The organism is Subtercola boreus (genome assembly GCF_006716115.1).
Lineage (GTDB): Bacteria > Actinomycetota > Actinomycetes > Actinomycetales > Microbacteriaceae > Subtercola > Subtercola boreus.
Genome location: NZ_VFOO01000001.1, coordinates 1,372,440 through 1,396,875, shown reverse-complemented (window position 1 = coordinate 1,396,875; position 24,436 = coordinate 1,372,440). Strand labels below are relative to the sequence as shown.

24 protein-coding genes are annotated in these 24,436 nt (G+C 68.7%); 16 read left to right on the top strand and 8 right to left on the bottom strand.

Annotated elements, in window-relative coordinates:
- Nucleotides 1–30 precede the first annotated feature (30 nt).
- From FB464_RS06525 to FB464_RS06485, 9 genes are all read left to right on the top strand, one after another.
- The gene (locus FB464_RS06525; RefSeq protein WP_246092954.1) at nucleotides 31–2,979 is read left to right on the top strand and encodes a Na+/H+ antiporter subunit A; all 2,949 of its coding nucleotides are present in this window, start codon (nucleotides 31–33) and stop codon (nucleotides 2,977–2,979) included.
- Nucleotides 2,976–3,449: a sodium:proton antiporter gene (locus tag FB464_RS06520; protein WP_116414581.1), complete on the top strand. Its 474-nt coding sequence runs from the start codon at nucleotides 2,976–2,978 to the stop codon at nucleotides 3,447–3,449. The genes FB464_RS06525 and FB464_RS06520 overlap by 4 nt, the downstream gene beginning before the upstream one ends.
- Entirely contained in the window at nucleotides 3,446–5,008 is a 1,563-nt protein-coding gene (locus tag FB464_RS06515) for a Na+/H+ antiporter subunit D (RefSeq protein ID WP_116414582.1), read from the top strand. The genes FB464_RS06520 and FB464_RS06515 overlap by 4 nt, the downstream gene beginning before the upstream one ends.
- Complete coding sequence (locus tag FB464_RS06510) at nucleotides 5,005–5,634, top strand: Na+/H+ antiporter subunit E (RefSeq protein ID WP_116414583.1); 630 nt, start codon at nucleotides 5,005–5,007, stop codon at nucleotides 5,632–5,634. Before FB464_RS06515 ends, FB464_RS06510 begins: the two co-directional genes overlap by 4 nt.
- Entirely contained in the window at nucleotides 5,631–5,894 is a 264-nt protein-coding gene (locus tag FB464_RS06505) for an MrpF/PhaF family protein (protein ID WP_116414584.1), read from the top strand. The genes FB464_RS06510 and FB464_RS06505 overlap by 4 nt, the downstream gene beginning before the upstream one ends.
- Complete coding sequence (mnhG, locus tag FB464_RS06500; RefSeq protein ID WP_116414585.1) at nucleotides 5,891–6,259, top strand: monovalent cation/H(+) antiporter subunit G; 369 nt, start codon at nucleotides 5,891–5,893, stop codon at nucleotides 6,257–6,259. Before FB464_RS06505 ends, mnhG begins: the two co-directional genes overlap by 4 nt.
- Before the next feature lie 104 nt (nucleotides 6,260–6,363).
- Complete coding sequence (locus tag FB464_RS06495) at nucleotides 6,364–7,944, top strand: amino acid permease (protein ID WP_116414586.1); 1,581 nt, start codon at nucleotides 6,364–6,366, stop codon at nucleotides 7,942–7,944.
- A gap of 122 nt (nucleotides 7,945–8,066) precedes the next feature.
- Nucleotides 8,067–8,885 (top strand): glycosyltransferase family 2 protein, encoded by an 819-nt coding sequence (locus FB464_RS06490; RefSeq protein WP_170151903.1) that lies wholly within the window; start codon nucleotides 8,067–8,069, stop codon nucleotides 8,883–8,885.
- Complete coding sequence (locus tag FB464_RS06485; protein ID WP_246092953.1) at nucleotides 8,882–10,186, top strand: anthranilate synthase component I family protein; 1,305 nt, start codon at nucleotides 8,882–8,884, stop codon at nucleotides 10,184–10,186. Before FB464_RS06490 ends, FB464_RS06485 begins: the two co-directional genes overlap by 4 nt.
- Nucleotides 10,187–10,213: 27 nt before the next feature.
- Here FB464_RS06485 and FB464_RS06480 read toward each other — a convergent pair whose 3' ends face one another.
- A complete protein-coding gene (locus tag FB464_RS06480; protein ID WP_211327361.1) occupies nucleotides 10,214–10,558 on the bottom strand; it encodes a MarR family winged helix-turn-helix transcriptional regulator in 345 nt (114 codons plus the stop codon).
- 259 nt (nucleotides 10,559–10,817) lie between these two features.
- On the opposite strand from FB464_RS06480, the gene FB464_RS06475 reads away from it, so the two are divergent.
- The 6 genes from FB464_RS06475 (at nucleotide 10,818) to FB464_RS06450 (ending at nucleotide 16,884) form a co-directional block, all read left to right on the top strand.
- Nucleotides 10,818–12,347 carry a cellulase family glycosylhydrolase gene (locus FB464_RS06475; RefSeq protein ID WP_170151904.1) on the top strand — a complete coding sequence of 510 codons (1,530 nt, stop codon included), beginning with the start codon at nucleotides 10,818–10,820 and terminating at the stop codon, nucleotides 12,345–12,347.
- A gap of 69 nt (nucleotides 12,348–12,416) precedes the next feature.
- Nucleotides 12,417–13,082 (top strand): TetR/AcrR family transcriptional regulator, encoded by a 666-nt coding sequence (locus tag FB464_RS06470; RefSeq protein ID WP_116414589.1) that lies wholly within the window; start codon nucleotides 12,417–12,419, stop codon nucleotides 13,080–13,082.
- Nucleotides 13,079–14,740, top strand: a complete 1,662-nt coding sequence (locus FB464_RS06465) for an MDR family MFS transporter (protein ID WP_116414590.1) — start codon at nucleotides 13,079–13,081, stop codon at nucleotides 14,738–14,740. Before FB464_RS06470 ends, FB464_RS06465 begins: the two co-directional genes overlap by 4 nt.
- 44 nt (nucleotides 14,741–14,784) lie before the next feature.
- A complete protein-coding gene (locus FB464_RS06460) occupies nucleotides 14,785–15,825 on the top strand; it encodes a WXG100 family type VII secretion target (protein WP_142206625.1) in 1,041 nt (346 codons plus the stop codon).
- Between the two features lie 61 nt (nucleotides 15,826–15,886).
- The gene (locus FB464_RS06455; RefSeq protein WP_116414592.1) at nucleotides 15,887–16,576 is read left to right on the top strand and encodes a hypothetical protein; all 690 of its coding nucleotides are present in this window, start codon (nucleotides 15,887–15,889) and stop codon (nucleotides 16,574–16,576) included.
- The gene (locus tag FB464_RS06450) at nucleotides 16,573–16,884 is read left to right on the top strand and encodes a hypothetical protein (RefSeq protein WP_116414593.1); all 312 of its coding nucleotides are present in this window, start codon (nucleotides 16,573–16,575) and stop codon (nucleotides 16,882–16,884) included. Before FB464_RS06455 ends, FB464_RS06450 begins: the two co-directional genes overlap by 4 nt.
- 38 nt (nucleotides 16,885–16,922) lie before the next feature.
- Here FB464_RS06450 and FB464_RS06445 read toward each other — a convergent pair whose 3' ends face one another.
- The 6 genes from FB464_RS06445 to FB464_RS06420 all read right to left on the bottom strand — a co-directional run bounded on the left by FB464_RS06445 (nucleotide 16,923) and on the right by FB464_RS06420 (nucleotide 22,451).
- Complete coding sequence (locus FB464_RS06445) at nucleotides 16,923–17,363, bottom strand: iron chaperone (RefSeq protein WP_116414594.1); 441 nt, start codon at nucleotides 17,361–17,363, stop codon at nucleotides 16,923–16,925.
- A 171-nt stretch (nucleotides 17,364–17,534) separates the two neighbouring features.
- Nucleotides 17,535–18,323: a thioesterase family protein gene (locus tag FB464_RS06440; protein WP_116414595.1), complete on the bottom strand. Its 789-nt coding sequence runs from the start codon at nucleotides 18,321–18,323 to the stop codon at nucleotides 17,535–17,537.
- A 19-nt stretch (nucleotides 18,324–18,342) separates the two neighbouring features.
- Complete coding sequence (locus tag FB464_RS06435) at nucleotides 18,343–18,729, bottom strand: MmcQ/YjbR family DNA-binding protein (RefSeq protein ID WP_116414596.1); 387 nt, start codon at nucleotides 18,727–18,729, stop codon at nucleotides 18,343–18,345.
- Nucleotides 18,730–18,761: 32 nt separating this feature from the next.
- A complete protein-coding gene (locus FB464_RS06430; protein ID WP_116414597.1) occupies nucleotides 18,762–19,808 on the bottom strand; it encodes an NAD(P)-dependent alcohol dehydrogenase in 1,047 nt (348 codons plus the stop codon).
- Between the two features lie 65 nt (nucleotides 19,809–19,873).
- Nucleotides 19,874–21,127 (bottom strand): phosphatase PAP2 family protein, encoded by a 1,254-nt coding sequence (locus FB464_RS06425; protein WP_211327362.1) that lies wholly within the window; start codon nucleotides 21,125–21,127, stop codon nucleotides 19,874–19,876.
- A gap of 349 nt (nucleotides 21,128–21,476) precedes the next feature.
- Complete coding sequence (locus tag FB464_RS06420) at nucleotides 21,477–22,451, bottom strand: zinc-binding dehydrogenase (protein ID WP_116414598.1); 975 nt, start codon at nucleotides 22,449–22,451, stop codon at nucleotides 21,477–21,479.
- Nucleotides 22,452–22,539: 88 nt separating this feature from the next.
- On the opposite strand from FB464_RS06420, the gene FB464_RS06415 reads away from it, so the two are divergent.
- Nucleotides 22,540–23,169 carry a TetR/AcrR family transcriptional regulator gene (locus tag FB464_RS06415; protein WP_246092952.1) on the top strand — a complete coding sequence of 210 codons (630 nt, stop codon included), beginning with the start codon at nucleotides 22,540–22,542 and terminating at the stop codon, nucleotides 23,167–23,169.
- Nucleotides 23,170–23,184: 15 nt separating this feature from the next.
- On the opposite strand, the gene FB464_RS06410 is transcribed toward FB464_RS06415, so the two are convergent.
- Nucleotides 23,185–24,357: an ROK family transcriptional regulator gene (locus tag FB464_RS06410; protein ID WP_116414599.1), complete on the bottom strand. Its 1,173-nt coding sequence runs from the start codon at nucleotides 24,355–24,357 to the stop codon at nucleotides 23,185–23,187.
- Nucleotides 24,358–24,436: the final 79 nt, after the last annotated feature.

Here is a 24,436-nt window from a genome sequence, read left to right as displayed (position 1 = left end):
AGCCCCTCTCCCCAACACGAGGAGATCCGCGTGATCCTTGCCCTGCTGACGTTCGTCGGGCTTGCAGCGCTCACTCCGTGGCTGACGAGGCTCCTCGGTGCCCGCATCTTCTACGTTGTGGCCCTGCTGCCTGCCGCGGTGTTCGTCTACACCGCCCTGCAGTCGGCGACCGTCCTGGCGGGCGGGGTCGTCACCGAGTCGGTGCCGTGGATCCCGCAGCTCGGCATCGCCTTCTCCTTCCGCATGGACACCCTCGCCTGGCTGCTCGCCCTGGTGGTGACGGGTGTCGGCGCGCTCGTGATGGTCTACTGCGCCCGCTACTTCTTCGACCGGGAGCCCTCGCTCGGCCGGTTCGCAGCTCTGTTGCTCGCCTTCGCGGGCACGATGTTCGGTCTCGTCACCGCCGACGACATCTACATCATGTTCATGTTCTGGGAGATCACCAGTGTGCTCTCCTACCTGCTGATCGGGCACTACACCGAGCGCAAGGAGAGCCGCGGTGCCGCTCTCCAGGCTCTTCTGGTGACGACGTTCGGTGGGCTCGCGATGCTGGTCGGCGTGGTGCTGCTCTCGGTCGCGGGCGGCACCACGAGCATCCATGAGCTCGTGGCGGACCCGCCCGAGGGTGCGATCGTGACGGTCTCGATGATGCTCATCCTCGCCGGGGCGTTCTCGAAGTCGGCCCTCGTGCCGTTCCACTTCTGGCTGCCGGCCGCGATGGCGGCACCCACCCCGGTGAGCGCCTACCTGCACGCCGCCGCCATGGTGAAGGCCGGCATCTACCTCGTCGCGCGCTTCGCCCCCGGCTTCGCCGACACACCCGGTTGGATGCCCGTCATCGTCATCGTCGGGGCGAGCACGATGATCCTCGGCGCCTGGCGGTCGCTCCGGCAGAACGACCTCAAGCTGCTGCTGGCCTACGGCACGGTCAGCCAGCTCGGCTTCCTGATCGTCGTCGTCGGTTTCGGCACCCGCGACGCTGCTCTGGCCGGTGCGACCCTGCTGCTCTCGCACGCCCTCTTCAAAGCCACGCTGTTCCTCGTGGTCGGGATCATCGACCACGATGAGGGCACCCGGGATCTCCGCCAGCTCTCGGGCCTCGGACGCCGGCGGCCGGTGCTGGCCGCGGTAGGGCTGATTGCAGTGGCCTCGATGTCGGGCATCCCGCCGCTCCTTGGCTACGTCGCGAAGGAGTCGGTGTTCTCGGCCTTCATCGAGGCCGGGTCGGCGGGCGACGGCTGGGGCTGGGTCGCTCTCGTCGGCACGGTGATCGGCTCCGCCCTGACGGTGGCGTACAGTGCTCGGTTCTTCTGGGGTGCCTTCGCGAGAAAGCCCGAACTGCAGGATGCCGGTGCCCGGCCCGACGCGAACGGCGCCGGCCATGGGTCACATTCCTCTCGGGGCATATTGGCCGCCCCGGTCATCCTGACGCTCGCCACCATCGCTCTCGGGCTCCTTGCCGGTCCGCTCGGAAAGGCTCTCGAGTCCTACGCCGACACGGTGCCGGGGGAGGGCGACTACCACCTCGCCCTGTGGCACGGTTTCGAGCTGGCCCTCGGGCTCTCCGCGGTCGCCATCGGAGCGGGGTCGGGCCTGTTCGCCGTGCGCCGGGGCTTCGCCCGGGTACAGCGCGCGATCCCGCCCGTACTCGACGCGTCCCGCACGTACTGGTCTATCGTGCACGCCGTCGATCGTCTCGCGGCCCGCATCACGCTCTTCGCCCAGCGCGGCGGCCTGCCGCAGTACCTCACGACGATCCTGCTCGTCTTCGTGCTCTGCCTCGGTGTCTCGACCGTGCTGAACCGCAGCTGGCCCGAGACTCTTGTGGCCTGGGACTACCCCGCCCAGGTGTTCATCGCCGCGGTGATGGCCGCCGCCGCGGTGATGGCCGCCCGGGCGACGCACCGCCTCGCCGCCGTGCTGCTCGTCGGCGCCACCGGGTTCGGCATGGTGCTGCTCTTCGCCTTCCACGGCGCCCCCGACCTGGCCCTGACGCAGGCGCTCGTCGAGACGGTGACGATCGTCGTGTTCGTGCTGGTGCTCCGGCGTCTGCCGCGAAAGATCGCCCAGCACAACAAACCGGTGCGGCGCATCCGGCGGGGTCTGATCGGAGCCGCCGTCGGCGTGACGATGGGGCTCATCGGCCTGATCGCGCTGGGTGCCCGCCAGGCCGGCGGGCTCGGCCCCGAACTCGCCCGGCTCGCCGTCGAGGAGGGCCACGGCAAGAACGTCGTGAACGTGATGCTCGTCGACATCCGCGCCTGGGACACGATGAACGAACTCTCCGTGCTGGTCGTCGTCGCGACCGGCGTCGCGAGCCTGCTCTTCGTGACGGGCCGGAATGCCACGGTTCCGAGGCTCCGCGAGTCCCGTGGCCGCCGCCGGGGCTTCGAGCGAGTCCGGCTGGTCGAAGACCCGCACACCCAGAACGATGCACCGGATGACCGCCAGCACACCTGGCTGCTCGGCGGTCGCACGCTGGCACCCGACCAGCGGTCGCTGATGATCGAGGTGCTCGTGCGGCTGCTGTTCCACCCGGCGATCCTCGTCTCGATCTACCTGCTCTTCGCCGGGCACAACGCCCCGGGCGGCGGGTTCGCCGGCGGGCTGCTCGCAGGTCTCGCCCTCATCGCGCGCTACCTCGCGGGCGGCCGCTACGAACTCGGCGAGACGCTGCCGATCGGGCCGGGCATCCTGCTCGGCGGGGGACTGCTCATCGCCACGGGCACCGCCCTCGGCTCACTGTTCATCGGAGCGGACATTCTCACCTCGGCATATTTCGAGGGCAACCTGCCCCTGCTCGGGCATGTGTCGTTCGGAACGTCGACGATCTTCGACATCGGGGTCTACCTCGTCGTGATCGGCGTGGTGCTCGACGTGCTGCGGAGCCTCGGCGGCGAGGTCGACAGGCAACAGGCCCAGTCGGATGATGTTCCGGGCGAGGCCGAACCCGTGACGGCAGGCGGTGAGCGCGCATGAGTGCTTCCCTGACCCTCGTCGTGCTGATGGCGATCATGTACGGCACGGGCGTGTACGTGATGCTCGAGAAGAGCCTCACGCGCATCCTGATCGGCTTCCTGCTGGTCGGCAACGCGACGAATCTGCTGATCTTTCTCATGTCGGGGCGCGCGGGGGACTCGCCGATCATCGACGGCACGACGACCGGGGAGAGCGCGGTCGACCCGGTTCCGCAGGTGCTGATGCTCACGGCGATCGTCATCAACTTCGGTGTGACGGCATTCATCCTCGCGCTCATCTACCGCTCGTGGTGGCTGGCCAACCTGGGCGACGAAGGTGACGATGTGACGGTCGACGACGAAGACGTGATCGACGCCGAGGAGGCCGAGGTCTACCACGCGTCGCTCGACGAAGACGATGAGGCGGTGCGGATCCAGCTGTTGGGTGCCGGCGACTCGTCGGACGACGAGGAGAAGGGGGCCGGCCGGTGAACGCACTCGTTCCCCTTCTGGTGGTGCTGCCCCTGATGGGCGCCGCGATCACCCTGATCCTCGGCCGGAACCCGCGCCTGCAGGTCGCGATCAGCGTCAGCACGCTGGTGATCGTGACCGCGGCGGCCGCGGTGCTGCTCTACGTCGTGGACACGACCGGGCAGGCAGCCGTCGTGAAGGTCGGCGGCTGGGAGCCGCCGTTCGGCATCGTGCTGATGGTCGACCGGCTCTCGGCGATCATGGTGCTGGTCTCCGCGCTCATGCTGCTCGGCGTTCTGATCTTCGCCATCGGGCAGGGCATCGCGGACGGCGACAAGGACACCCCGGTGTCGATCTTCCACCCGACCTACCTGATCCTGTCGGCGGGGCTCTTCGACGCGTTCATCGCGGGCGACCTGTTCAACATGTACGTCGGGTTCGAGATGCTGCTCGCGGCGAGCTACGTGCTGCTCACGCTCGGCGGCACCGGCGCACGGATCCGGGCCGGTACGACCTACATCGTGGTCAGCCTGGTCTCGTCGCTGTTCTTTCTCGCCGCGATCGCGCTGATCTACGGGGCCACGGGCACGGTCACGATGGCGCTGCTCTCCACGCGCATCCAGGCCCTGCCCCTCGATGTGCAGATCATCCTGTGCGCCGCCCTGCTGATCGGGTTCGCGGTGAAGGCCGCGGTGTTCCCGCTGTCGTTCTGGTTGCCCGATTCGTACCCGACCGCGCCCGCGCCCGTCACGGCGGTGTTCGCTGGGTTGCTCACGAAAGTGGGTGTCTATGCGATCATCCGAACCGACAAGCTGCTGTTCTTCGACGTCCCCCTGACCATTCCGCTGATGATCGTGGCCTTCTTCACCCTGATCATCGGGATCTTCGGCGCGCTCACCCAGGCCGACGTGAAACGGCTGCTCTCGTTCACGCTGGTGAGCCATATCGGCTACATGATCTTCGGCATCGCGATCGGCAGTGAACTCGGCACCGGGGCGACGATCTACTACATCGTGCACCACATCATGGTGCAGACGGCCCTGTTCGTGTCGGTCGGACTGATCGAACGAGTGGGCAGGTCGACCTCCATCACCCATCTCGGCGGACTGCTGAAGAAGGCGCCCTTCGTCGCGGTGCTGTTCTTCATCGGTGCGCTGAACCTCGGCGGCATCCCCCCGTTCTCCGGCTTCCTCGGCAAGGTCGGTCTGTTCGAGGCGGGCGCCGAGAGCCCGAGCCCCCTGGTGTACGTGCTGATCGGTGCCGGCGCGCTGACCTCGCTGCTGACGCTCTACGCCCTGATGCGGGTCTGGAACATGGCCTTCTGGCGTCCCGCCGCGGATGTCGCGGGCTACGAGTCGCCGATGCTGAACTCCCTGCAGGAGAGCCCCGACCACACCGGCGGCGTCGTCACCGCGACCCTCCCGAAGCTGATGGTCGCCGCCACGACGGGCCTGATCGCCCTGACGGTCTGCCTCACGGTGTTCGCCGGACCGCTCTTCGAACTCTCCGAGCGCGCCTCGGTGGGCGTCGCGACCCCGGCGGAGTACATCAGGGCCGTCTTCCCGGACGGTGCGCCATGAGTGCCGGCGAGGCGCGCCCCGGCTCGAACGGTACAGGGCCCCGGATGCTGCGGGCCCGCGTTCTGAGCGGCCTGATCCCGTTCGTGGGGCTCGTGCTGCTCTGGATGCTCCTCTGGGGCCAGTTCACCTGGCTCGCCCTCGCGACCGGCGTTCTGCTCGCGTCACTGGTGTCGATCGTCTTCTACCTGCCGGCGGTGAGGCTGAGCGGACGGTTCGACCTCGTGCGGGCGGTCGTGCTCCTCGCCGTCCTGCTGTTCGACATCGTCCGGGCGTCGCTCCAGGTCGCGTGGTCGGCGATCCGGCCCCGCTACACTCCCAGCAATGCGATCATCGCTGTGCCGCTGGTGACGCGCTCCGACCTGATCATGACGTTCACCGCGGTGATGGTGGGGCTGGTGCCCGGCTCGATCGTCCTCGACATCGACCGAGACAGTGCGACGCTGCACCTGCATACGCTGAACGTGGCCTCGGTCGACGACGTGCCGGCGCTGAAGCGTGCGGTGCTCGCCGCGGAGCGACGGCTGATCCTCGCCGTGGGCTCGGCCGACGACCTCGCGCGGCTGCGGAAGCAGGAGCCCATCGGGCAGACAGGGTCGAACCAGACAGACGAGAGGAGTGCCGGATGAGTGTCGTCATCGTCATCGCAGGGTTGCTGTTCGGCGCGGGCGCCGTCGCCGCCCTCTGGCGGATCATCCGGGGGCCCTCCGCCCTCGACCGGATCATCGCCTCTGATGTGTTGATCGCCACAGCGATGTGCGCGGTCGGCGCGGAGATGGCCATCAACAGGCACACTGACAATCTGCCCGTGCTCCTCGTGCTCGCGCTCTTCACGGTCGTCGGTTCGGTGAGCGTCGCGCGCTTCATCTCGACAAGGGACGACACATGAGCGGCGACGTCATCCGCGACGTGTTCACGGCCGTGCTGGTGCTGCTCAGCGCCTTCCTGTGCTTCGCGGCCGGGGTGGGCCTGATCCGGTTCCGCGATGTGCTGTCGCGCCTGCACTCGTCGACGAAACCGCAGATCCTCGGCCTGATGGCGATCGTCGCCGATGTGGTGGTCGCGAACCCGTCGGTGGCGACGATCACGCTGGCGCTGGCGATCGTCTTCTTCCAGAGCCTCACGGCGCCGATTGCGGCGCACATGCTCGGGCGGGCCGCCTTCCGCACGGATCACTTCCGGCGCGACATCCTCGTCGTCGACGAGGTGAGCCCCCTGTCGGGTTCCTCTCGCTCACATTCTTCGGATGAATGACTTCTCCACAAGAGGTGGGCAGTTAATTCTCCTGAAACACCCAGCGGAGTAGCGTGTCCCGAACGAACTCCCCGATCGGGGGGTGGTGACGATCGGGGGAACACATGTCCAGAACCGACCAGAGCTCCTCAGGTGGCGACCAGGGCGCATCCCTGGAAAGCCCGGGGAACCGAGCCAGTGGCGAAGGCCCAGCCGCGCAGGACTTCTCGAACGAGCAGGCCGGCTACCACAAGGGCCTGAAGTCCCGGCAGCTGCAGATGATCGCCATCGGCGGGGCCATCGGCACCGGGCTGTTCCTCGGCGCCGGCGGGCGGCTCAACCAGGCCGGTCCTCTGCTCATCTTCGACTACGCGATCTGCGGGTTCTTTGCCTTCCTGATCCTCCGGGCGCTGGGTGAACTCGTACTCCACCGACCCTCGTCGGGCTCCTTCGTGTCGTACGCCCGGGAGTTCTACGGCGAGAAGGCGGCCTACGTGGCCGGCTGGATGTACTTCCTCAACTGGGCCATGACCGCGATCGTCGACTCCACCGCGGTGGCCGTCTACGTGCAGTTCTGGTCGGCGTTCACGGTGGTGCCGCAGTGGCTCCTCGCGCTGATCGCGCTGGCGATCGTGCTCACCCTGAACATGATCTCGGTGAAGGTGTTCGGGGAGATGGAGTTCTGGTTCGCGCTGGTCAAGGTCGTCGCCCTGGTGGCGTTCCTCGTCATCGGCGCGATCTTCCTCGCGTTCAGCTTCCCGACCGACGTCGGCGCGACCGGTGTCGCCATGATCGCGAACAACGGCGGACTGCTGCCGAACGGCATCTCGACCATCGTGGTGGCCGTCGTGATCATCCAGGGCGTGGTGTTCGCCTACGCGGGTGTGGAGCTGGTCGGCACGGCCGCCGGTGAGACGCCGAACCCCGAGAAGATCATGCCCCGGGCGATCAACAGTGTCGTGCTCCGCATCGCGGTGTTCTATTGCGGGTCTGTGCTGTTGCTGGCGCTCCTCCTACCGTCGAGCGTCTACGCGGCCGACGAGAGCCCGTTCGTCACGTTCTTCTCCCACATCGGCAACCCCACGGTTGCGGCCATCGCCGGTTCGGCGATGAACTTCGTCGTTCTGACTGCTGCGCTGTCGAGCCTCAACGCGGGGCTGTACTCTACCGGCCGCATCCTGCACTCGATGTCGATCAGCGGTGCGGCGCCGAAGTTCACGGGCGTGATGAACAAGCGCGGAGTGCCCTACGGCGGCATCCTGCTCACGGCCGCGGTGGCCCTGCTCGGTGTGGCCCTCAACTTCTTCGTGCCGAAGGAGGCCTTCGAGATCGTGCTGAACGTCTCAGCGCTCGGCATCGTCTCGAGCTGGGGAACGATCATCCTCTGCCAGATGAAGCTGCAGAAGATGGCGAAGCAGGGGCTCCTCGAACGGCCGAAGTTCCGTCTGTTCGGGGCGCCGTTCACGTCGTACCTGACGCTGGGGTTCCTCGTGGTGGTGCTGATCCTGATGGCGTTCGACTATCCCGCCGGCACCTACACGATCGCGTCGCTGGTGATCATCATTCCGCTGCTCATCCTCGGCTGGTACCTGATGCGGGGGCGCATCCTCGAGATCGCGAAGGCCCGCGAGGGCTACACCGGCGCCTTCCCGACGGTGGCGAACAGGCCCGTCGGCGACAGCTCCGCCCGACCGAAGAAGGAGTAGCGCCCGACCGGAGAAGGCGTAGCGCCCGACCGGAGAAGGAATATCGGCAGAGGCCCGCGCACACTGTTTCGCGCGCCCACAAGGGGTTGCCCGGGTGCTGTGGGTGCCGCAGTGTTGGCCGGGTGCCATACCCTGTGAACCCGCAGACCGGAGTCTCCGTCGTCGTGCCCGTGAGAAACGATGCCTTCGCCCTGGCGCGGTGCCTCGAAGCCCTCAGCCGCCAGTCCCGCCTGCCGGACGAGATCATCGTCGTCGACAACGGCAGCACGGATGACGGCCCGGACGGTGGCGGCGCTCACGACCTCCGCGCCGTCGCCGCCCGGTGGGGTGCACGGCTGTTGCACGAACCGGAACCGGGCATCCTGGCCGCCAGCACCACCGGCTACGATGCTGCCCGCTTCTCGGTCATCGCACGCCTCGACGCCGACACCCTGCCGCCACCCGAATGGATCGCCAGCGGGCTCGCGGTGCTGTCAGCGCGGCCGGAGATCGCCGCCGTCACGGGGCCGGCCACCTTCTACGACGGCCCGCGCCACGGCGCGGGGGTCTGGGCGCGAGCCTACGTGGGTGCCTACATCGGCTCGATCAGGCTCGCCATCGGCATGACCCCGCTCTTCGGTTCGACGTTCTTCCTCCGCACCACCGCCTGGCACGCCGTGGCATCCGTGACCCACCGCTGGGGCACCTCGCTGCACGATGACCTCGACCTGAGCATCCACCTTGCTCCCGCCCACCGAGTGATCTATGACCGCTCCGTCACCGTCGGCATCTCGTTCCGTCCGTTCGTGCAGTGGCGGAGCCTCGGTTACCGGTTCCACCGCGGGTTCATGACACTGGCCCTGCACTGGCCCGGCGACTCGGCGCTGCTCCGGTGGCGCCGTCGTCTCGGCAGAAGAGCACGCCTGCTCACCGGGGCCGGCCGCCCTACACTCGGAGGATGACCGCAGGAGTGCTGCACCACCGGCTCGCCCGGCCCGTGTCGGCACCCGACGTCTTCCGGCTGATCTGCGGCGAGCGCACGGAGGCGTTCTGGCTCGATGGCGGCGAAACGAGCTACATCGGCTTGGGGGAGCCGATCCTTCCCCGGGAAGATGTGCTCGGCACCCTGCGCGCTGAGCTGGCCGAGCCGCTCTGGCCCTCCCTCGGAGTCGTCGGCTGGATCGGGTACGAGGTTCTCACGGAGACGATCGGCCCCGTCGGCCGTGGGCGACCGTCTCCGTACCCCGACGCGGCGTTCCTGCGGGTCGACCGGCTGGTGGCGGTGCACCGCGACGGCAGCGCCGAACTCCGGGCGGCCGGCGACCGCTGGGAGGGCGACCTCGAGCTCTGGCGCCGCCGCACGGTCGAACTGCTCGAGACCCCGGGCCACAGCGTGGCGGCCCCCATGCACGATCCGGAGGCGGGTCCGGGGGCCCCGCTCCCGGTCGCCTGGCGCGACACCGACGCTGAGTATCTCGCGAAGATCGCCGACTGCCAGCGCTCCATCGCTGCCGGTGACGCCTACGTTCTGAACCTCACCACAGAAGTCACGGTGCGGGGCTCCCTCGACGCCGTCGCCGTCTACCACGCCCTCCGGCGGGAGTCGCCGAGCGATCACGGTGCCCTTCTCCGCATCGGCGGCGTCAGTCTGCTGAGCGCATCGCCCGAAGTGTTCCTCCGGGTGGGCGTCGACGGCCGAGTCAGCACGTCGCCGGTGAAGGGCACGCGCGCGCGCTCCGAGCATCCGACTCTGGATGCCCGTGCTGCAGCCGCGCTCGAAGCCGACCCCAAGGAGCGGGCCGAGAACACGATGATCGTCGACCTGATGCGGAACGATCTCACTCGCGTCTGCCGCCCCGGCAGCGTTGAGGTCACGCGTCTGCTGTCCGTCGAGACGCACCCGCAGGTGCACCAGCTGGTCAGCACGGTCGAGGGGATCCTCCGCGAGGGCCTCGGAGCCGTCGACGCCGTTGCGGCGACCTTTCCCGCCGGCTCGATGACGGGAACGCCGAAGCTGAGTGCCGTCGCGATTCTCGACCGGCTCGAGGATCGCGCCCGGGGGCTCTATGCGGGAGCATTCGGGTTCTTCGGCACCGACGGCCGCGCCGAGCTGGCCATGACCATCCGGTCCATCGTGATCGACGGAGAACGCGCCTCGATCGGCGTCGGCGGCGGCATCACCGCCCTCTCGGTGCCGGCCGAGGAACTCGCGGAGACCAAGCTCAAGGCCGCGGCCCTGCTCCGCGCCCTGGCGGCGACCTGACGTCGACTCGCGCTGCCGAACGGACGGTCAGAGGCCCTGCGCAAGCCTCCTGAGCAACGGCAGGCACTCCTCGAGGAGGCGTTCCTCGTTCGCCGAGAGTTGTTCGGCGATCGCCCGGAACAACCAGTCGTCCTTCGCCAACCGACCGCTGGAATACCGTTCCATCGCGGTTCCGGACAGGAGATAGAGCGTCTTCCGCCCGTCGGTCTCGTCCGGGGAACCGATGACCAGGCCCGCTGCTTCGAGGGAGGTGATGATCACGCCCATCGACTGGGGGCTGATCGATTCGGCCCGCGCCAGGTCGCTCTTCGTGGCAGGGCCGTTCTCCAGCCGGGACAGCACCGACTTCTGGGACGACGTGATATCGCCCAAATCGGAGGTCTCACGAAGGCGTCGCGCCAGACGACCCAAGACGGTACGAAGTTCCGCTGCGAGCGTGTGAGTACTCGCATCCCTGTCAGTGAGCGACTCATTCATGGTCAGACGATAGCAAAACCGTCAGGAGACTGATCAGTCGCCTTTACGAACCCCCCGTTTGTGGGTGACGATGACACCCGGTACCGAAATTCGCCATAGGCTCCCCCTAACGGGGGATACTCGCAGCCCCCCGGGTCGCAGACGGGGCACACTCATGCAATTCACACGACGTGCAGCACTCACCACCGGCATCTCTGCCGGAGCTCTGATGGGTTCAGGAGTCCTGGCAGGCGGAGTCGCTCCAGCCCTCGCCTCGGCCGCTCCAGCGCTGGTCGCACAACAGGCGCCCGCCCGCATCGCGAGCTTCCCGGTGGGCTACTCGCTCGGCTCGAACATCCTCTGGGGGACGACGGCCGAGGTCGACCAGACGCTCGATGCTATCGCCAACATCGGCGGAACGATCGTGCGGATCGACATCATGTGGTACTGGGTGCAGCCGACGTCGTCGACGACCTTCGACTGGTCGCGGGTCGACTACATGGTGGCGGGTGCGCTGGCGAGGGGTCTCAGCATCCTCGGTATCATCCTGTCGAGTCCACCGTGGGCCTCCCTGGGCGGCGTCAAGACGGTTTCGACCGATCGGCCGCGGACCGCGGCGCTCTACGGCACCTTCGCCGGTGCGGTGGCCAAACGCTACAAGGGAAAGATCGGTGCCTACGAGATCTGGAACGAACCGAACGGCCGGGAGGCCTTCACGCCGAACCCGGATCCCGCTTTCTACGCCCAGATGGTCAAAGCCGCCTACCCGGCGATCAAGAAGGCCGACCCGGCGGCGAAGGTCGTTGCTGGCGCGCTGGGCCCGGCTCCGACCGCCGATGGTCTGATCGACCCGGTCACCTTCATGAACGGGATGTACGCAGCCGGCGCGCAGGGATTCTTCGATGCCTTCTCGTTCCATCCCTACGACTTCGACTACACCCTCAGCCCGAGCTGCCTCTGGGACACGACCCCGATGCGCCGGATGATCGAGATGCACGCCATCATGAAGGCCAAGGGCGACGGCTCGAAGAAGATCTGGCTCACCGAGTACGGCGTTCCGACGAACCTCTACTCGCAGCAGCACGTCTCGGACATGATCGCCGACACCCTGATGACCTGGAACGAAGTCTCCTACGCAGGGCCGGTGTACATCTACACGGTCCGTGATGGAACGACCGACACGGACTCCTTCGGGGCCGTCACGAACGACTTCCAGGCCAAGACGTCGGCCTACACCGTGCAGTATCTGCAGTCCCAGGGCATGCCCGGGCGGAACGAGGGGTCGGTCTTCGCCGGCTCACCCGACTCGGCCCTCGGACCGACCGTCTCGCCCGTGTACGCGCTGGGCCGGGGCTATGCGCAGGAGTGCGAGAACGGAACGCGATTCCTGACCAACAACGGGTGGTTCAGTTCGCCGACGGATGTGGGCACCCTCGCCCGCCGGTTCCAGATCGTTCCCTCGACCGCCCTGGTCAACGGCCGGCAGGACTTCGACGTCGACGGCGGCTTCGCGATCTTCACCTCCGCGTCGACGGGCACGCATGCGGTGTACGGTGCGATCCTCAGCACCTACGTGCCGAGTCTCGGCCTGCCCACGACCGACGAGTATGCCTACCAGGGGACCACCAGCCGGGCGGTCGACTTCCAGGGCGGCCAGATCGTGTGGTCGCCGACGACCGGTTCCACTCTGTCGATGAAGAGCTGACGATTGTCGCGGATGCACTGATCGGGTGAATGGTTTGCACTTTCGCGCGATAAGTGCAAAATTGAACCCATGCAGACGACAGCCGACGCGGAGACGACGACCGGTGTCGCCGAGGGGGAGGAGCCGGAATCCGGTGTGGGCGCCAGGCAGCGCCGCACCAGCCGGCTCCTCACCTCCCGGGCCCGTGAGCTGACGGTCGAGAACGGACTCGCCGGCTTCACCGTGCAGCGCCTGTGCGATGAGGTCGGCGTCTCCCGGCGCACCTTCTTCAACTACTTCTCCGCCAAGGAGGACGCTGTGCTCGGCGTCGCCCGCGGCGCCGACGACGACCACGTGCGCGCGTTCATGGCCGCGCGCTCCGGGGACCTGGTCACCGACCTCGCCGACCTCGCCGTCGAGGCCTTCGCTGAACTCGCCCTCACCGCCGAGGATCTTGAGACGTTCCGGACCATACTCGACAGGGAGCCCGCCCTGCTGGCCATCCTGCTCCGGTCGGCCCAGACCCAGCAGGAACGTTTCGTCGCGATGGTCGCCGAGCGCGAAGAGCTCGGCTCCGACCGGGTCACCGCCGAGGTCGCGGTCAAGCTGGTCGGCGGGCTCGTCTCCCTCAGCGCCGAGGGTTTCTTCGCACCGGGAAACCTGCTGCCGTTCTCCGAGATCCTCGAGAGCCGCCTTGCCGCGGCATCCGTTCTGCTCACCCGCCTCCGATCGAAAGACCTGGTGTACACGCCATGACCACCGCACAATCCCTCAAAGGCCAGGCCGAGCCCATCCTGCTCACGAAACGCCGGATCTGGATCATCTTCGGCGCCCTGATCGCCGGCATGCTCCTCTCGAGCCTCGACCAGACCATCGTGTCGACCGCGATGCCCACCATCGTCGGGCAGCTCGGTGGCGTCGAGAACCAGGCCTGGATCACCACGGCCTACCTGCTCGCCACCACGATCGTCATGCCGATCTACGGCAAGTTCGGTGACGTGCTGGGGCGCCGCAACCTGTTCCTCATCGCGATCGCCCTGTTCACGCTCGCGTCGATCGGCTGCGCGTTCTCCACGGACTTCTGGATGTTCGTGGTGTTCCGGGCGCTCCAGGGCCTCGGCGGCGGTGGCCTGATGATCCTCTCGCAGGCGATCATCGCCGACATCGTGCCCGCCTCGGAGCGCGGCAAGTACCTCGGCCCGCTCGGCGGCATCTTCGGTCTCGCGGCCGTCGGCGGCCCGCTGCTCGGCGGCTACTTCGTCGACCACCTCACGTGGCAGTGGGCGTTCTACATCAACATCCCTGTTGGTATCGCCGCGTTCGCGATCACCTGGTTCGCGCTGAAGCTGCCGAGCAAGCACGCGACGATGAAGATCGACCTGCCCGGTGTGCTGCTGCTCTCGATCGCCACCACCTGCCTCATCTTCTTCACCGAGTTCGGCGGCAACAGGCAGCACGGCTGGGGTGCGCCGGAGACGTGGATGTTCGGGGCCGGCCTGCTGGTGGCGGGCACCCTGTTCGTGCTGGTCGAGGCGCGGGCAGAGGATCCGATCATCCCGCTCTCCTTCTTCACGAACCGCGTGTTCGTGATCGCGACGGCCATCGGGTTCGTGCTCGGCATCGCCATGTTCGCCGCGATCGGCTTCCTGCCGACGTTCCTGCAGATGGCATCGAAGACGTCGGCCGCGGAGTCCGGTCTGCTGCTGCTCCCCATGATGGTCGGCCTGATCGGCACCTCGATCCTCTCCGGTATCGCCATCACCCGCACGGGGCGGTACAGGATCTTCCCGATCCTCGGCACGCTGATCACCGGTGTGGCCATGTTCGCGATGACGACGCTCAGCGCCTCGACGCCCATCTGGCTCATCTGCGTGTTCCTCTTCGTGTTCGGTGCGGGCCTCGGGCTCATCATGCAGGTCGTCGTGCTCGTGGTGCAGAACTCTGTTCCGGCCACGCAGGTCGGCACGGCGACGAGCACGAACAACTACTTCCGCGAGGTCGGATCCGCTCTCGGCGTGGCCGTGTTCGGCGCTCTGTTCACCAGCAGCCTCTCGGAGAAGCTGCTCGCGGTCTTCTCGGGTGCCGGAGCCTCGGCGGGTGACGCTTCGCAGGCCACCGCGACGCTCGACCCGGCGACGCTGAACCAGCTGCCGCAGGCCGTGCAGGACCAGGTCGTCACGGCGTACGCCGATTCGCTCGCGCCGGTGTTCTGGTACCTCATCCCGTTCCTCGCCGTCGCGTTTGTGCTCTCGCTCTTCCTCCCGCAGATCAAGCTCTCGGATGTCGCGGGAATGGTCGCCCGCGGCGAAGCCGTCACCGGCGAGGAGGCCGAGGCTCTTGAGGCCGAGCAGCGCGAGGCGGCTCGTGCCGCCCGCGAGGCGCCGCGGGCCATGCGCGACGCCCCGAAAGAGTGAGGTGATCGACGGCGCCGACGTCCCGTTCGGGTAACGTTGGTGCCATGACGCCGGGGTTTTGGGGAGTGGACGCGGGTGAGCTTCGAGCCCTCGCAAAGGATTTCGACCAGAAGGCATCTCAGCTGCAGGGACTGCTCAGCACCCTGACCGTCGAGATCAACCGCACGCAGGCCTGGGGCGGGCCCGATGCGGAATCGTTCCGCCAGCAGTGGAACTCGACGCATCGCACATCGCTCCAGAACGCCAACAGCGTGCTCACGGCGGCCTCGACCGCGCTCGTGCGGAACGCCGACGAGCAGGAGCAGGCCAGCGCCGCCGACGGCTCCGGTGGGCCGGGCACGGGTGGCGGCCCCGGCGGGAGCGGGCCCGGCGGTTCCGGCCCCGGCAGCGGCGCCCCGGGTTCTCCGGGAACCCCTGGCGCGCCTGAGGACGACGACCTCCTGCGCGATCTGCTGGAGAATCCGGCGCTCCTCGCCACCCGCGAACTGTTCGACTCGCTCGGCGTGGTCGACGGGGCCAACGCCCTCGCCCAGCTGCGTTTGCTCGGCTCGTTCGGGTCGCTCGACGACGCCCTCCGCTTCAGCCAGTTCGCCGGCAAGTTCGACGTGCTCAACGACTTTCTCGGCGGCCGCAACTGGGGGGCTGCGACCCAGGGCCTCAGCAACCTGCTCGGCGATGGTGCTCTGGCCGGCCGGCTCGGCTCGGCGGCGGAGTTCCTCGGCTCCGCGGGCAAAGTGCTCGGCCCCGCGGGTGTCGTACTCGGCGTGGTCGGCGTCGGCACGGACATCGCCGAGGGCAACTACGGCCGGGCCGGTTACGACGGTGTCGCGACGGGGCTCGGCTTCGCCGCCCTGGTCACCCCGCCACCCGCCGACCTCGTCCTCGGTGCCGCCGCCGGCACGATGGCGCTCGGCGGCCTGCTCTACGACCACGTTCCGGTGTTCCACGATGCGGTGGACGGTACGATCGCGGCCGCCGGTGACGGTGCCGAGGCCATCGGCGACGGGGCAGTGGCGCTCGCCCACGGTGCCGAGGACTTCGCGGGCGACGTCGCCGACAAAGCCAAAGACCTGTGGCCGTTCTGATGGGCATCCGCAGCGCACCTGAACCAAGACACGTGTACACATTCTCGACAGGGGAGCAGAAATGACCAGCACCTGGCAGCAGGCGGCCCCGCCCGCCGCGTCACTCGACGACATCGCCGTCTTCGGAGCGGGTGAGGTCGCCTACGCGCTCTCCCTCTGCAGCGAGGAGGCGCGTGAGCGGGCGTCGAGGTTCCTGCAGGTCGAGCCGGGTTTCGTGACGCCCCAGGTCGCGGCACTCGGTGCGTCGAGCCTGATCGCGCGCGGTGAGCTGACCGTCGACGGGGACGCTCTTGTTCCGAGCGGCGGGATCCGGTTGCTGATCGGAGTGCTGCAGAACGCCGTGCGGTTCACCGAGATCGCGATGGTGAACGAGGCCGGGCCGGAGGCTGCGCTCTACGTGCAGTCACCTGAGCTCTCGCTGCTGTTGCAGCCGGGGTCGATGGGCACCTGGTCGATGGTGGTGAAAGCGCCGGAGGCCGCCGACAGCGCACTGCTCAAGCAGGTGATCGACGACAACGCGCGCCGGCACCCGGAGGGGGTCGCCTACTTCGGCACGGAGCTGGTGGGGACGGGTCCGGCAGATGCTGTGACGGGCAACCTGTTCGTGCGCCCTGCCGGCGTCTTCAGCTGGGATGTCGCCGACGTGCGGGCGACCGACGGGGAGAGCGTCACGCAGGAGCGCACCGAGAACACGAGCACGGCGGCCCTGCTCGACCGGCTCGCCGACCTCGTGCGGCTGCCCCAGCGATGAGCGGAACGCGCCCGGGCGCCGTGCCCCCCGAGCCGTTCGCCTGGCTGAGCCGGGACAAGCCTGCCGGCCGGTACAAGATCTCGCTGGTGACTCCGACGAGTGAGGCCGTGCTCGGCGTCTTCCTGCTGCTCGCCGGGATCGTCTTCGCCGTGTTCCTCTTCAGCCGGGGGGCCGGCGGCGCGGTGGCCCTCGGCGTGCTGCTCTTCGTGATCTTCGGCGGCTTCGGCATCGTGCTGCTCGTGATGGCGTCGGCCCGCTCCCGGTGGGCCCGCGCGTACCGGCAGGTGCACGGGCATCCACCCTTCTAGGGCCAGCGCCAGCGCCGGAGTCGGCGTCGGGCTCCGTGTCAGCTCGCCGCGCGTGCCGCCAGGTCGGCGATGCGGGCCTCGACTTCGGGGGTCAGCTCGGCGATCGCGTACGACGTCGGCCACATGTCGCCCTCGTCGAGAGCCGCCGAATCGTTGAAACCGAGGGTGGAGTACCGCGTGCTGAACTTCGCGGAACTCTGGAAGAAGACGACCACTTTTCCGTCGCGGGCCCAGCCGGGCATCCCGTACCACGTCTTCGGCGTGAGGGCGGGGGCGCTGGCGCTGACGATGTCGTGGATGCGCCGGGCCGTGCTGCGGTCGGGTTCGGGCAGTTCGGCGATCTTCTCGAGCTGATCGGCGAGCGGATCGGCCTTCGCGCCCGTGGCCTTCCGGCGCGCGGCTGTCTTCAGCTCCTTCGCGCGCTCCTTCATCGCGGCCTTCTCTTCGGCGCTGAAGCTCGCGGCGTCCTCGGCGGTCATCGTGTTGCCCTTCCCCTCGTCGGGACACCATCCAACTACATCGACAGGGTTTCCGCGCACGATTGTCGCTTCCGCGCCCCGGCGCGCACGCGCGGAAGCGACGAACCGGCGCGAAACCCGCAGGGGCGCGGGGCGGGGGCGAGGGGCGCGGGAGGGGAGGAGGGCCGGGGGTCAGGGGACCGGGCGCACCGTGAGGAGCTGCTCGGCGCGTCCCACGGCGCCGTGCGCGTCGTGGAGCACCGAGCTGGTGAGACCGAGGCCCGACGCACCGAAGACGACGGACGTGTCGAGCCCGACCCAGCTGCCCTGCGGCTGACGGAAGAGGTGGACGGTCAGGTCGACGTTCGGGAACATCCACGCGCTGCCCGGCTCCCGGGCGGCGATCCCGTTGGCCGTGTCGACGAGGGCGATGAAGGATGCGGCAGGGCTCACCTGCTCGCCCTCGACGAGCTGCGCATCGGTGTTGAGCCAGACCGTGCCGCGGCCGGGTGACCGGGGCGCGACCTCCCGCACGTCGAGCGAGGCGACGAAGCCACCCGACCAGGTGTGCGAGAGCGTCTGCGGTTCGACCGTCTCCGGCGAGGGAATCGGATCGGGTTCCCCGCCCCGGACGATCGCGGTGTCGGAAGCCCCTATGAACCAGGCCCGGGCCAGCACCGCGGGCCGGTCGCCGATGACGACGGTGGCCTCGACGAGTTCGATCGTGCGCCCGGGCCTCGTGGTGCGCACCGAGACGGTGCAGACATCGTCGGCCAGGAATCCGAGGATGTCGAAGCTGATCCGCCCCAGCAGCTTGGTGTCGGGGCCACCCGGGGCCCGCTCAGCGCGGTGCTTGTCGATCGCATGCACGACCAGTCCGCCGAGCGGGCTGAAGTGGATCTCGCCCGGGTTCCAGGCACCTTCGGCCTCGGCGGTCGGGCGGTAGCGGTCGTCGCCGAGGGGCTCGAAGTAGGCAGGCACCGTTCGACACTACCTCCGGCTAGGCGCTCGGGCGTTTCGCACGGGGGAGCTGCGCGACGATGATGTCGTACGAGTTGCCGACGAGGTCTTCGACCAGGGTCTCGTCGATGTCGTCGGTGGGGCAGACCGAGATCCAGTGCTCCTTGTTCATGTGGTAGCCGGGAATGATGCCGGGGTGGTCCCGCACGAGTGAGCGGCCGTGCGGCGGCGCGCACTTCAGGGTGATCACGGAATGGCTATGGTGATGCGCGGCTCCGCTGCCGTCGTCGGAGGTGTCCACGATCGCGAACACCTTGCCGACGACCTTGAAGACCTCGGCGCCCTCACCGAACGGCTGCCCCTGGGTGACGGCGGGAAAGGACGCCGCCACCCGCAGGGCTGTATCGACGAGCGAGACCCGATCCATGGTCCCAGTCTGCCCGACGGCCGGTCGGCGCGCTACGGAACGATGACGGCGCGGCCGCGGATGGTGCTGGCGGCGAGGTCGGCGTACGCTTTCGGGCCGTCGTCGAGGCTGTACTCCTGCACCTCGACGTCGATCTTTCCGGCGCGAGCCAGATCGAGCACCTCGATCAGTTCGCTGCGGGAACCCCAGTAGGGGATGCGCACAGCAACGTCGTAGGCGATCGAGCCGAAACCGTACTCCAGCGACCCGCCGCCGATGCCGACCACGGTCAGGTCGGCTTCGACCGCGGCGATGCTCTGGGCGAGGGCGATCGTCGGCTTCGCTCCCACGAAATCGAAGACGGCATTGGCGCCGAGGCCGCCGGTCAGGTCGCGGATCTTCCGGGCGGCATCCGCGTCGCTGATGACGACGTGGTCCGCACCGACGTGCGTCGCGAGCTTCAGCTTCTCGTCGCTCACGTCGAGGGCGATGACGGTGGCACCCGAGAGGGCCTTCAGGATCTGGATGCCGACGTGGCCGAGCCCGCCCGTTCCGATCACGACCGCGACCGTGCCGGCGCCGAGCTTCGGCAGCGAACGCTTGATGGCGTGGTACGGAGTGAGTCCGGCGTCTGTCAGTGACACGTTCTTGACCGGGTCGAGGTCGCCGAGCGGAACCAGGTGGCGGGCGTTGTCGACGATCATGTACTCCGCCATGGAGCCCTGGCTGCCGAGACCCGGAGGACGGATTCCCTCTGCCGCCGCATTGGTGCAGTAGTTCTCTTTGCCCTCCGAGCAGTTGTGGCAGCGACCGCAGCCCCAGGGCCCGTAGACAGCGACGGCGTCGCCGACCTTCAGGGTCGAGTCGACGCCCTCGCCGATCTCGTGCACGATTCCGGCGCCCTCGTGGCCGAGCGTCATGGGCAGAGGGTAGCCCTGCTCGAGGTAGTCCTTCTCGGGCAGGCTCATCACGTAGTCGTCGGAGTGGCAGACGCCACCCGCGGTGACTTTGAGCAGAACCTGGCCGGGGCCGGGCGTGGGAATGGGAATCTCGACGACCTCGGGAGCCTGGCCGACGGCAACATAACGGAGTGCTTTCATGTTCTTCACTGTACGCCGAACGGCGCCCGGTCGCTGTAGATACAGCTAAACCGGGCGCCGGGGCATCAGCTGCGCGCGTGCCTGCGGCGGCGAACTCCCGCGATGGCCGAGAGAAGAAGGCCGAGGCCGAGTAGGCCGGCGGTCCAGGGGGCGACGGCTGCGACATCCGACCCCGTGTTCGCGAGGTTCGAGCCGGAACCGGATGCGCCCTCCGTCGGCGTCGCAGTCGGCAGCACCGGCGCCGTCGACGGAGTTGCTGTAGGCGTGGGCGTGGGCGTGGCGGTCGGCACCGAGACGGGCAGCACCGCAGCCGCACCGCCGGTCGAGACGACCGTGACCGAATCGTCGGCCTTCAGCTGTACCGTGGCGCTGGTGGCGGCCGCGAGGTCGAGGCGCTGCCATGACCCGTCGGCCGTTTCGGAGCCGTCGAGCGGGTAGCCCGAGTCGAGTTCGGTCTGGGCGAGCACCGAGGTGCGCTGCGCGTCGGTCAGGGTCGGGAACGTCGTCAGCAGCAGATTCTCCGCCCCCGCGGGCACGGATGCTGCGAGGCCCTCGGTTCCCGTCTGGGCGAAAACGTAGGTGGCCCGCTCGGCGAACACTGCGACGGCGGAGGCGAGATCGGTGACGATCTGGGAGGTTCCGCCGGGGATCGCGGCCCCGCCGTACGGGTTCGACGTGTACGGCGCCTCCGCGGCGATCGTGGCGGCGATGCTGCTGCCGGTCGCCTTCTCGAGGTAGTCGACGAGTTCGGTGCGGGCTGGCTCCAGCGCCGCGCTGCGGTACTCGGCGTCGCTCCAGCGGGCGGCGAGAGCGGCCTCACCGCCGATGCGGCCTCCGACGATGTCGAGCGGGTAGTGCACGCCGAGCACGATGCGGTCGTTGCCGGCCTCGGATGCCCGGGCCAGGATCTCCGGCGCGAGCTCGGGCAACAGTGTGGCGAGGGTCACGCCGGCCTGGTATGCCGTGGTGGTGTGGCCGCTCGGGTAGGAGCCGCCCGTGCAGATGCCCACGGTGCCGTAGCCGGGATCCAGTGTCACGTCGTTCGGGGAGAACGCGTGGGTCGCGTCGACCGTCGCCGGAACGCGCAGGATGTCCAGGTTGCCGTTCGCATCGGTGTAGGCCTTCCCCGTACGGTTCGCCGTGAGCGACGAAGCGTTGACGACGTCTGGCGCGCAGGCGACGGCGTCGCCGGACACGGCGGGGGTGGCGGGATCCGTCGGCAGGTACGGACGGGGGTAGCTGAAGTGCGCCTTCGCGGCGCCCGTGCTGACATAGGCGCCGCTGGTGCCGTTCGAACTGTTGATGAGCGCACTGGTCAACGGGAGTTCGCCGCTCTCGCGACCCTTCACGTAGAGCGGGCCGAGTACCGAGCCGAGGGCGGTCGAAATCGTGATCGACTGGTCGTAGCCGGTGTTGTCGGCATTCTGGTAGGCCGAGTGCCGTCGGATGTCCAGAACGAGTCATATCCCTGAAGCAGGGCGATCAGGTCGGGAGGAGTCGTGTCGCTCGGGTAGGTCTCGGCGGCTGAGGCTGTGGCAGGCATCGTCAGGGCGATGGATGCCGCGACTGCCGTGGCGACGGCGACTGTGGCGATGCGTGAAGATGACCGGCGCATGCGCAGTCTCTCCTCTCAGATTCGGTGGCGTTCCACCACCCGTGCTGTGCCGGTCAGGGCGCGAGCACGACGCGGCCGAACACCTCTCCCGCGTCCATCCGGCGGTGTGCATCGGCGGCGGCGGAGAGCGGCAGCACCCCCTGCACGACCGCGCGGAACTCGCCGCGCGCGGCGGCGGTGAACAACTCGGCGCGCACCCGGTTGCGTTCGGGCACCGGCACGGTGTTCAGACTGAAGGTCGAGAACGTCAGCGAGCGCTGGAATGCGCGAATGAGCGCCATGCCGAAATCTGCAGGCGGGTGGCCGCCCACGATCCCGACCGACACCAGCCGGCCGTTCGGGGCGAGGAGGTTGAAGACGCCGGGCAGCGCTTCGCCGCCGATGAGGTCGATCACCACGTCGAAACGTGTCTCTGGCGAGGCGGTGCCGCCGATCATCCGCTGCCCCGTCCGGTCGAGCACGAGGTCGGAGCCGAGCGCGCGCAACAGGTCGCCCCGCTCGGGCGAGGAGGTCGTGACGGCAACGTGGCCCGCCCCGCCCGCGGCGGCGAGTTGTACCACCGAGATTCCGATGCTCCCCGCGGCGCCGCGCACCAGTACGTTCTCGCCAGCCACGAACCGGGCGTGCGCGAGGGCGAAGTGCGCCACGGGGCCCGCGCTGCCCAGTGCGACCGAATCGATGCTCGACAGCCCTTCCGGCAGTACGGTCACGTCGTCGAGTGCCGCGACAGCCTGCTCGGCGTAGCCGCCGCCGACCCCGGTGAATGCCCAGATGCGGCGACCGAGCCACGCGGCATCCACTCCGGCGCCGACCGCGAGCACCCGCCCCGCCACCTCGCTGCCCGGGATATGGCCGGGCTGGAACGCCGAGCTGCCGAGGGTGCCGCGGCGGATCATGGCGTCGACGCCGCCGACTCCGATCGCCTCGACGCCGATGAGGAGCTGACCGTCCGCGGGCTGTAGGTCCGGTACCTCGGTGGGCGCGAGGCCCTCTGCTCCACCGAATGTCTGGATGGTGACTGCCTGCACGGGTGCGTCCTCTCGATCGCGCCCGGGAAGACGCCGATGTAGAGTGACGGTAACGGACGCACCCGTCCGTTTGGCTGAAGTGAGAACCGTGACCGACCAGATGTCTCAGATCCACACCGCAGCCCACGCGTCGCCGGTGCTCCGTGCCGATGCGGCGGAGAACCGGGAGAGCCTGCTGGATGCCGCACGCGCCCTCTTCGCCGAACGCGGCCTCGACGTGCCGATGCGGGTCGTCGCCCGCGAGGCGGGGGTCGGGCCGGCGACCCTCTACCGTCGCTTTCCGACCAGGGCGTCGCTGATCGAGGCCGCCTTCGCCGACGAGATGCGGCTCTGCCGGGAGATCGTCGAAGACGCTTCCGCAGATCGTGATCCGTGGCGGGGCTTCTGCATGTTCCTCCGCCGCATCGGGGAGCTGAACGCCCGCAACCAGGGCTTCACCGAGGCCTTTCTCTCGACGTTCCCCGCTTCCGAGGAGATCGCGGCACACCGGGTGAGCATGCTCCGGTCGCTCGCCGGACTCTGCCGACGCGCCCAGGCAGCGGGAGCGCTCCGTGCCGATGCCGGGGTCGACGACCTCGTGCTGATCCTGCAGGCGGGCCGGGGAGTCACCGCCACCACGCCGGAGCGCCGCGTGCTGGCCGCCCGCCGGTTCGCCGAACTCGCGATCGACGCTTTCCGCGCCACCCCGCCCGGCCTGCGGGACGGCGACGATCGCTGAGCGGTTCGTCCCCGCTCAGAGGCCCTGTTCCGAGAAGAGGCGGTCGAGGAAGACGGTGCCGGCGCCCAGCAGGCCGCAGTCGTCGGGCCGGAGAGGCGTGGTGATCGTGAGCTGGTCCGTGGCCATCGGCAGGCACTGGGCGTAGAGGGTGGAGCGCACGCCGGCCACGAACACCTCAGACTGGCTGAGCACCCCGCCCACGATGAGACGGCCGGGGTTGAAGAAGTTGACGATGCTCGCGAGCACGCCGCCTGTCACGCTGCCCGCCTCGCGGAGCAGCCGGGTGGCCACGGGATCCGCATCGCGGGCGAGCGCGATCATGGCCTCGACGTTCGCGACCTCGAGCCCGGCGTTCTGCAGTTCGCGCACGAGGGCGTTGCCGCTGGCCAGGGCGTCGAGGCAGCCGTAGCGCCCGCAGGAGCAGGGCACGGGCGGGGCTTCCGGCACGGCGACGTGGCTGATGTCGCCCGCGGCGCCCCGGCTGCCGACGAAGAGTTCGCCCCGGGCGATGATGCCGCAGCCGATACCCGATCCGGCCTTGACGAAGACCTGGTTGGGCTCCGAGCGGTCGCCGCACGCGAACTCGCCGACCGCCATCAGGTTGGCGTCGTTGTTCACCAGCACGGGGACGCCGGCGATGCCACCGAGGATGCGGGCGACATCCGTGCCGTTCCAGCCGGGCATGCGGCTCGGGGCGACGACCCGACCGCTCTCGGCCGAGACGGGGCCGGGCACGCCGACCGAGACGCCGCGGAGGAGTCGGCGGGAGTGCTCGGTGTCGCTTGCGAGCAGAGCCTGGAGGGCCGTCCAGACCTGGCCGAGCACGACGTCGGGACCGCTGGCGATGTCGAGGTCGAGGTCTCTCCGCGCGAGCAGTTCGCCCGAGAGGTCCACGAGGCCGATCGACGTGCGGTCGACGCCGAGGTCGACGCAGCCGACGATTCCCGCGTCGCGGCGGAGGGCCAGTGTGCGGGGGCGACGGCCGCCGCGCGAGACGCCGTCGCCCACCTCGACCACGTGTCCGAGCCCGATGAGCTCGTCGATCCGGGCGGTGACGGTGGAGGGGGAGAGGCCCGTGACCTTCGCGAGATCGGCTTTCGAATCGGCCGTGCCCGCGCGGAGCGGCCCCAGGATGGCGAGGTTCTGTGCCGAGAAGCGCGTGAACGACGCGGGGAGTCGTGAGGGCATGGGATCCGATCTTTGAGGGAAAGCTTATTCCATTATCAAACAAAGTTCCTCGAAATATAGATGCAACAATGGATTGTTA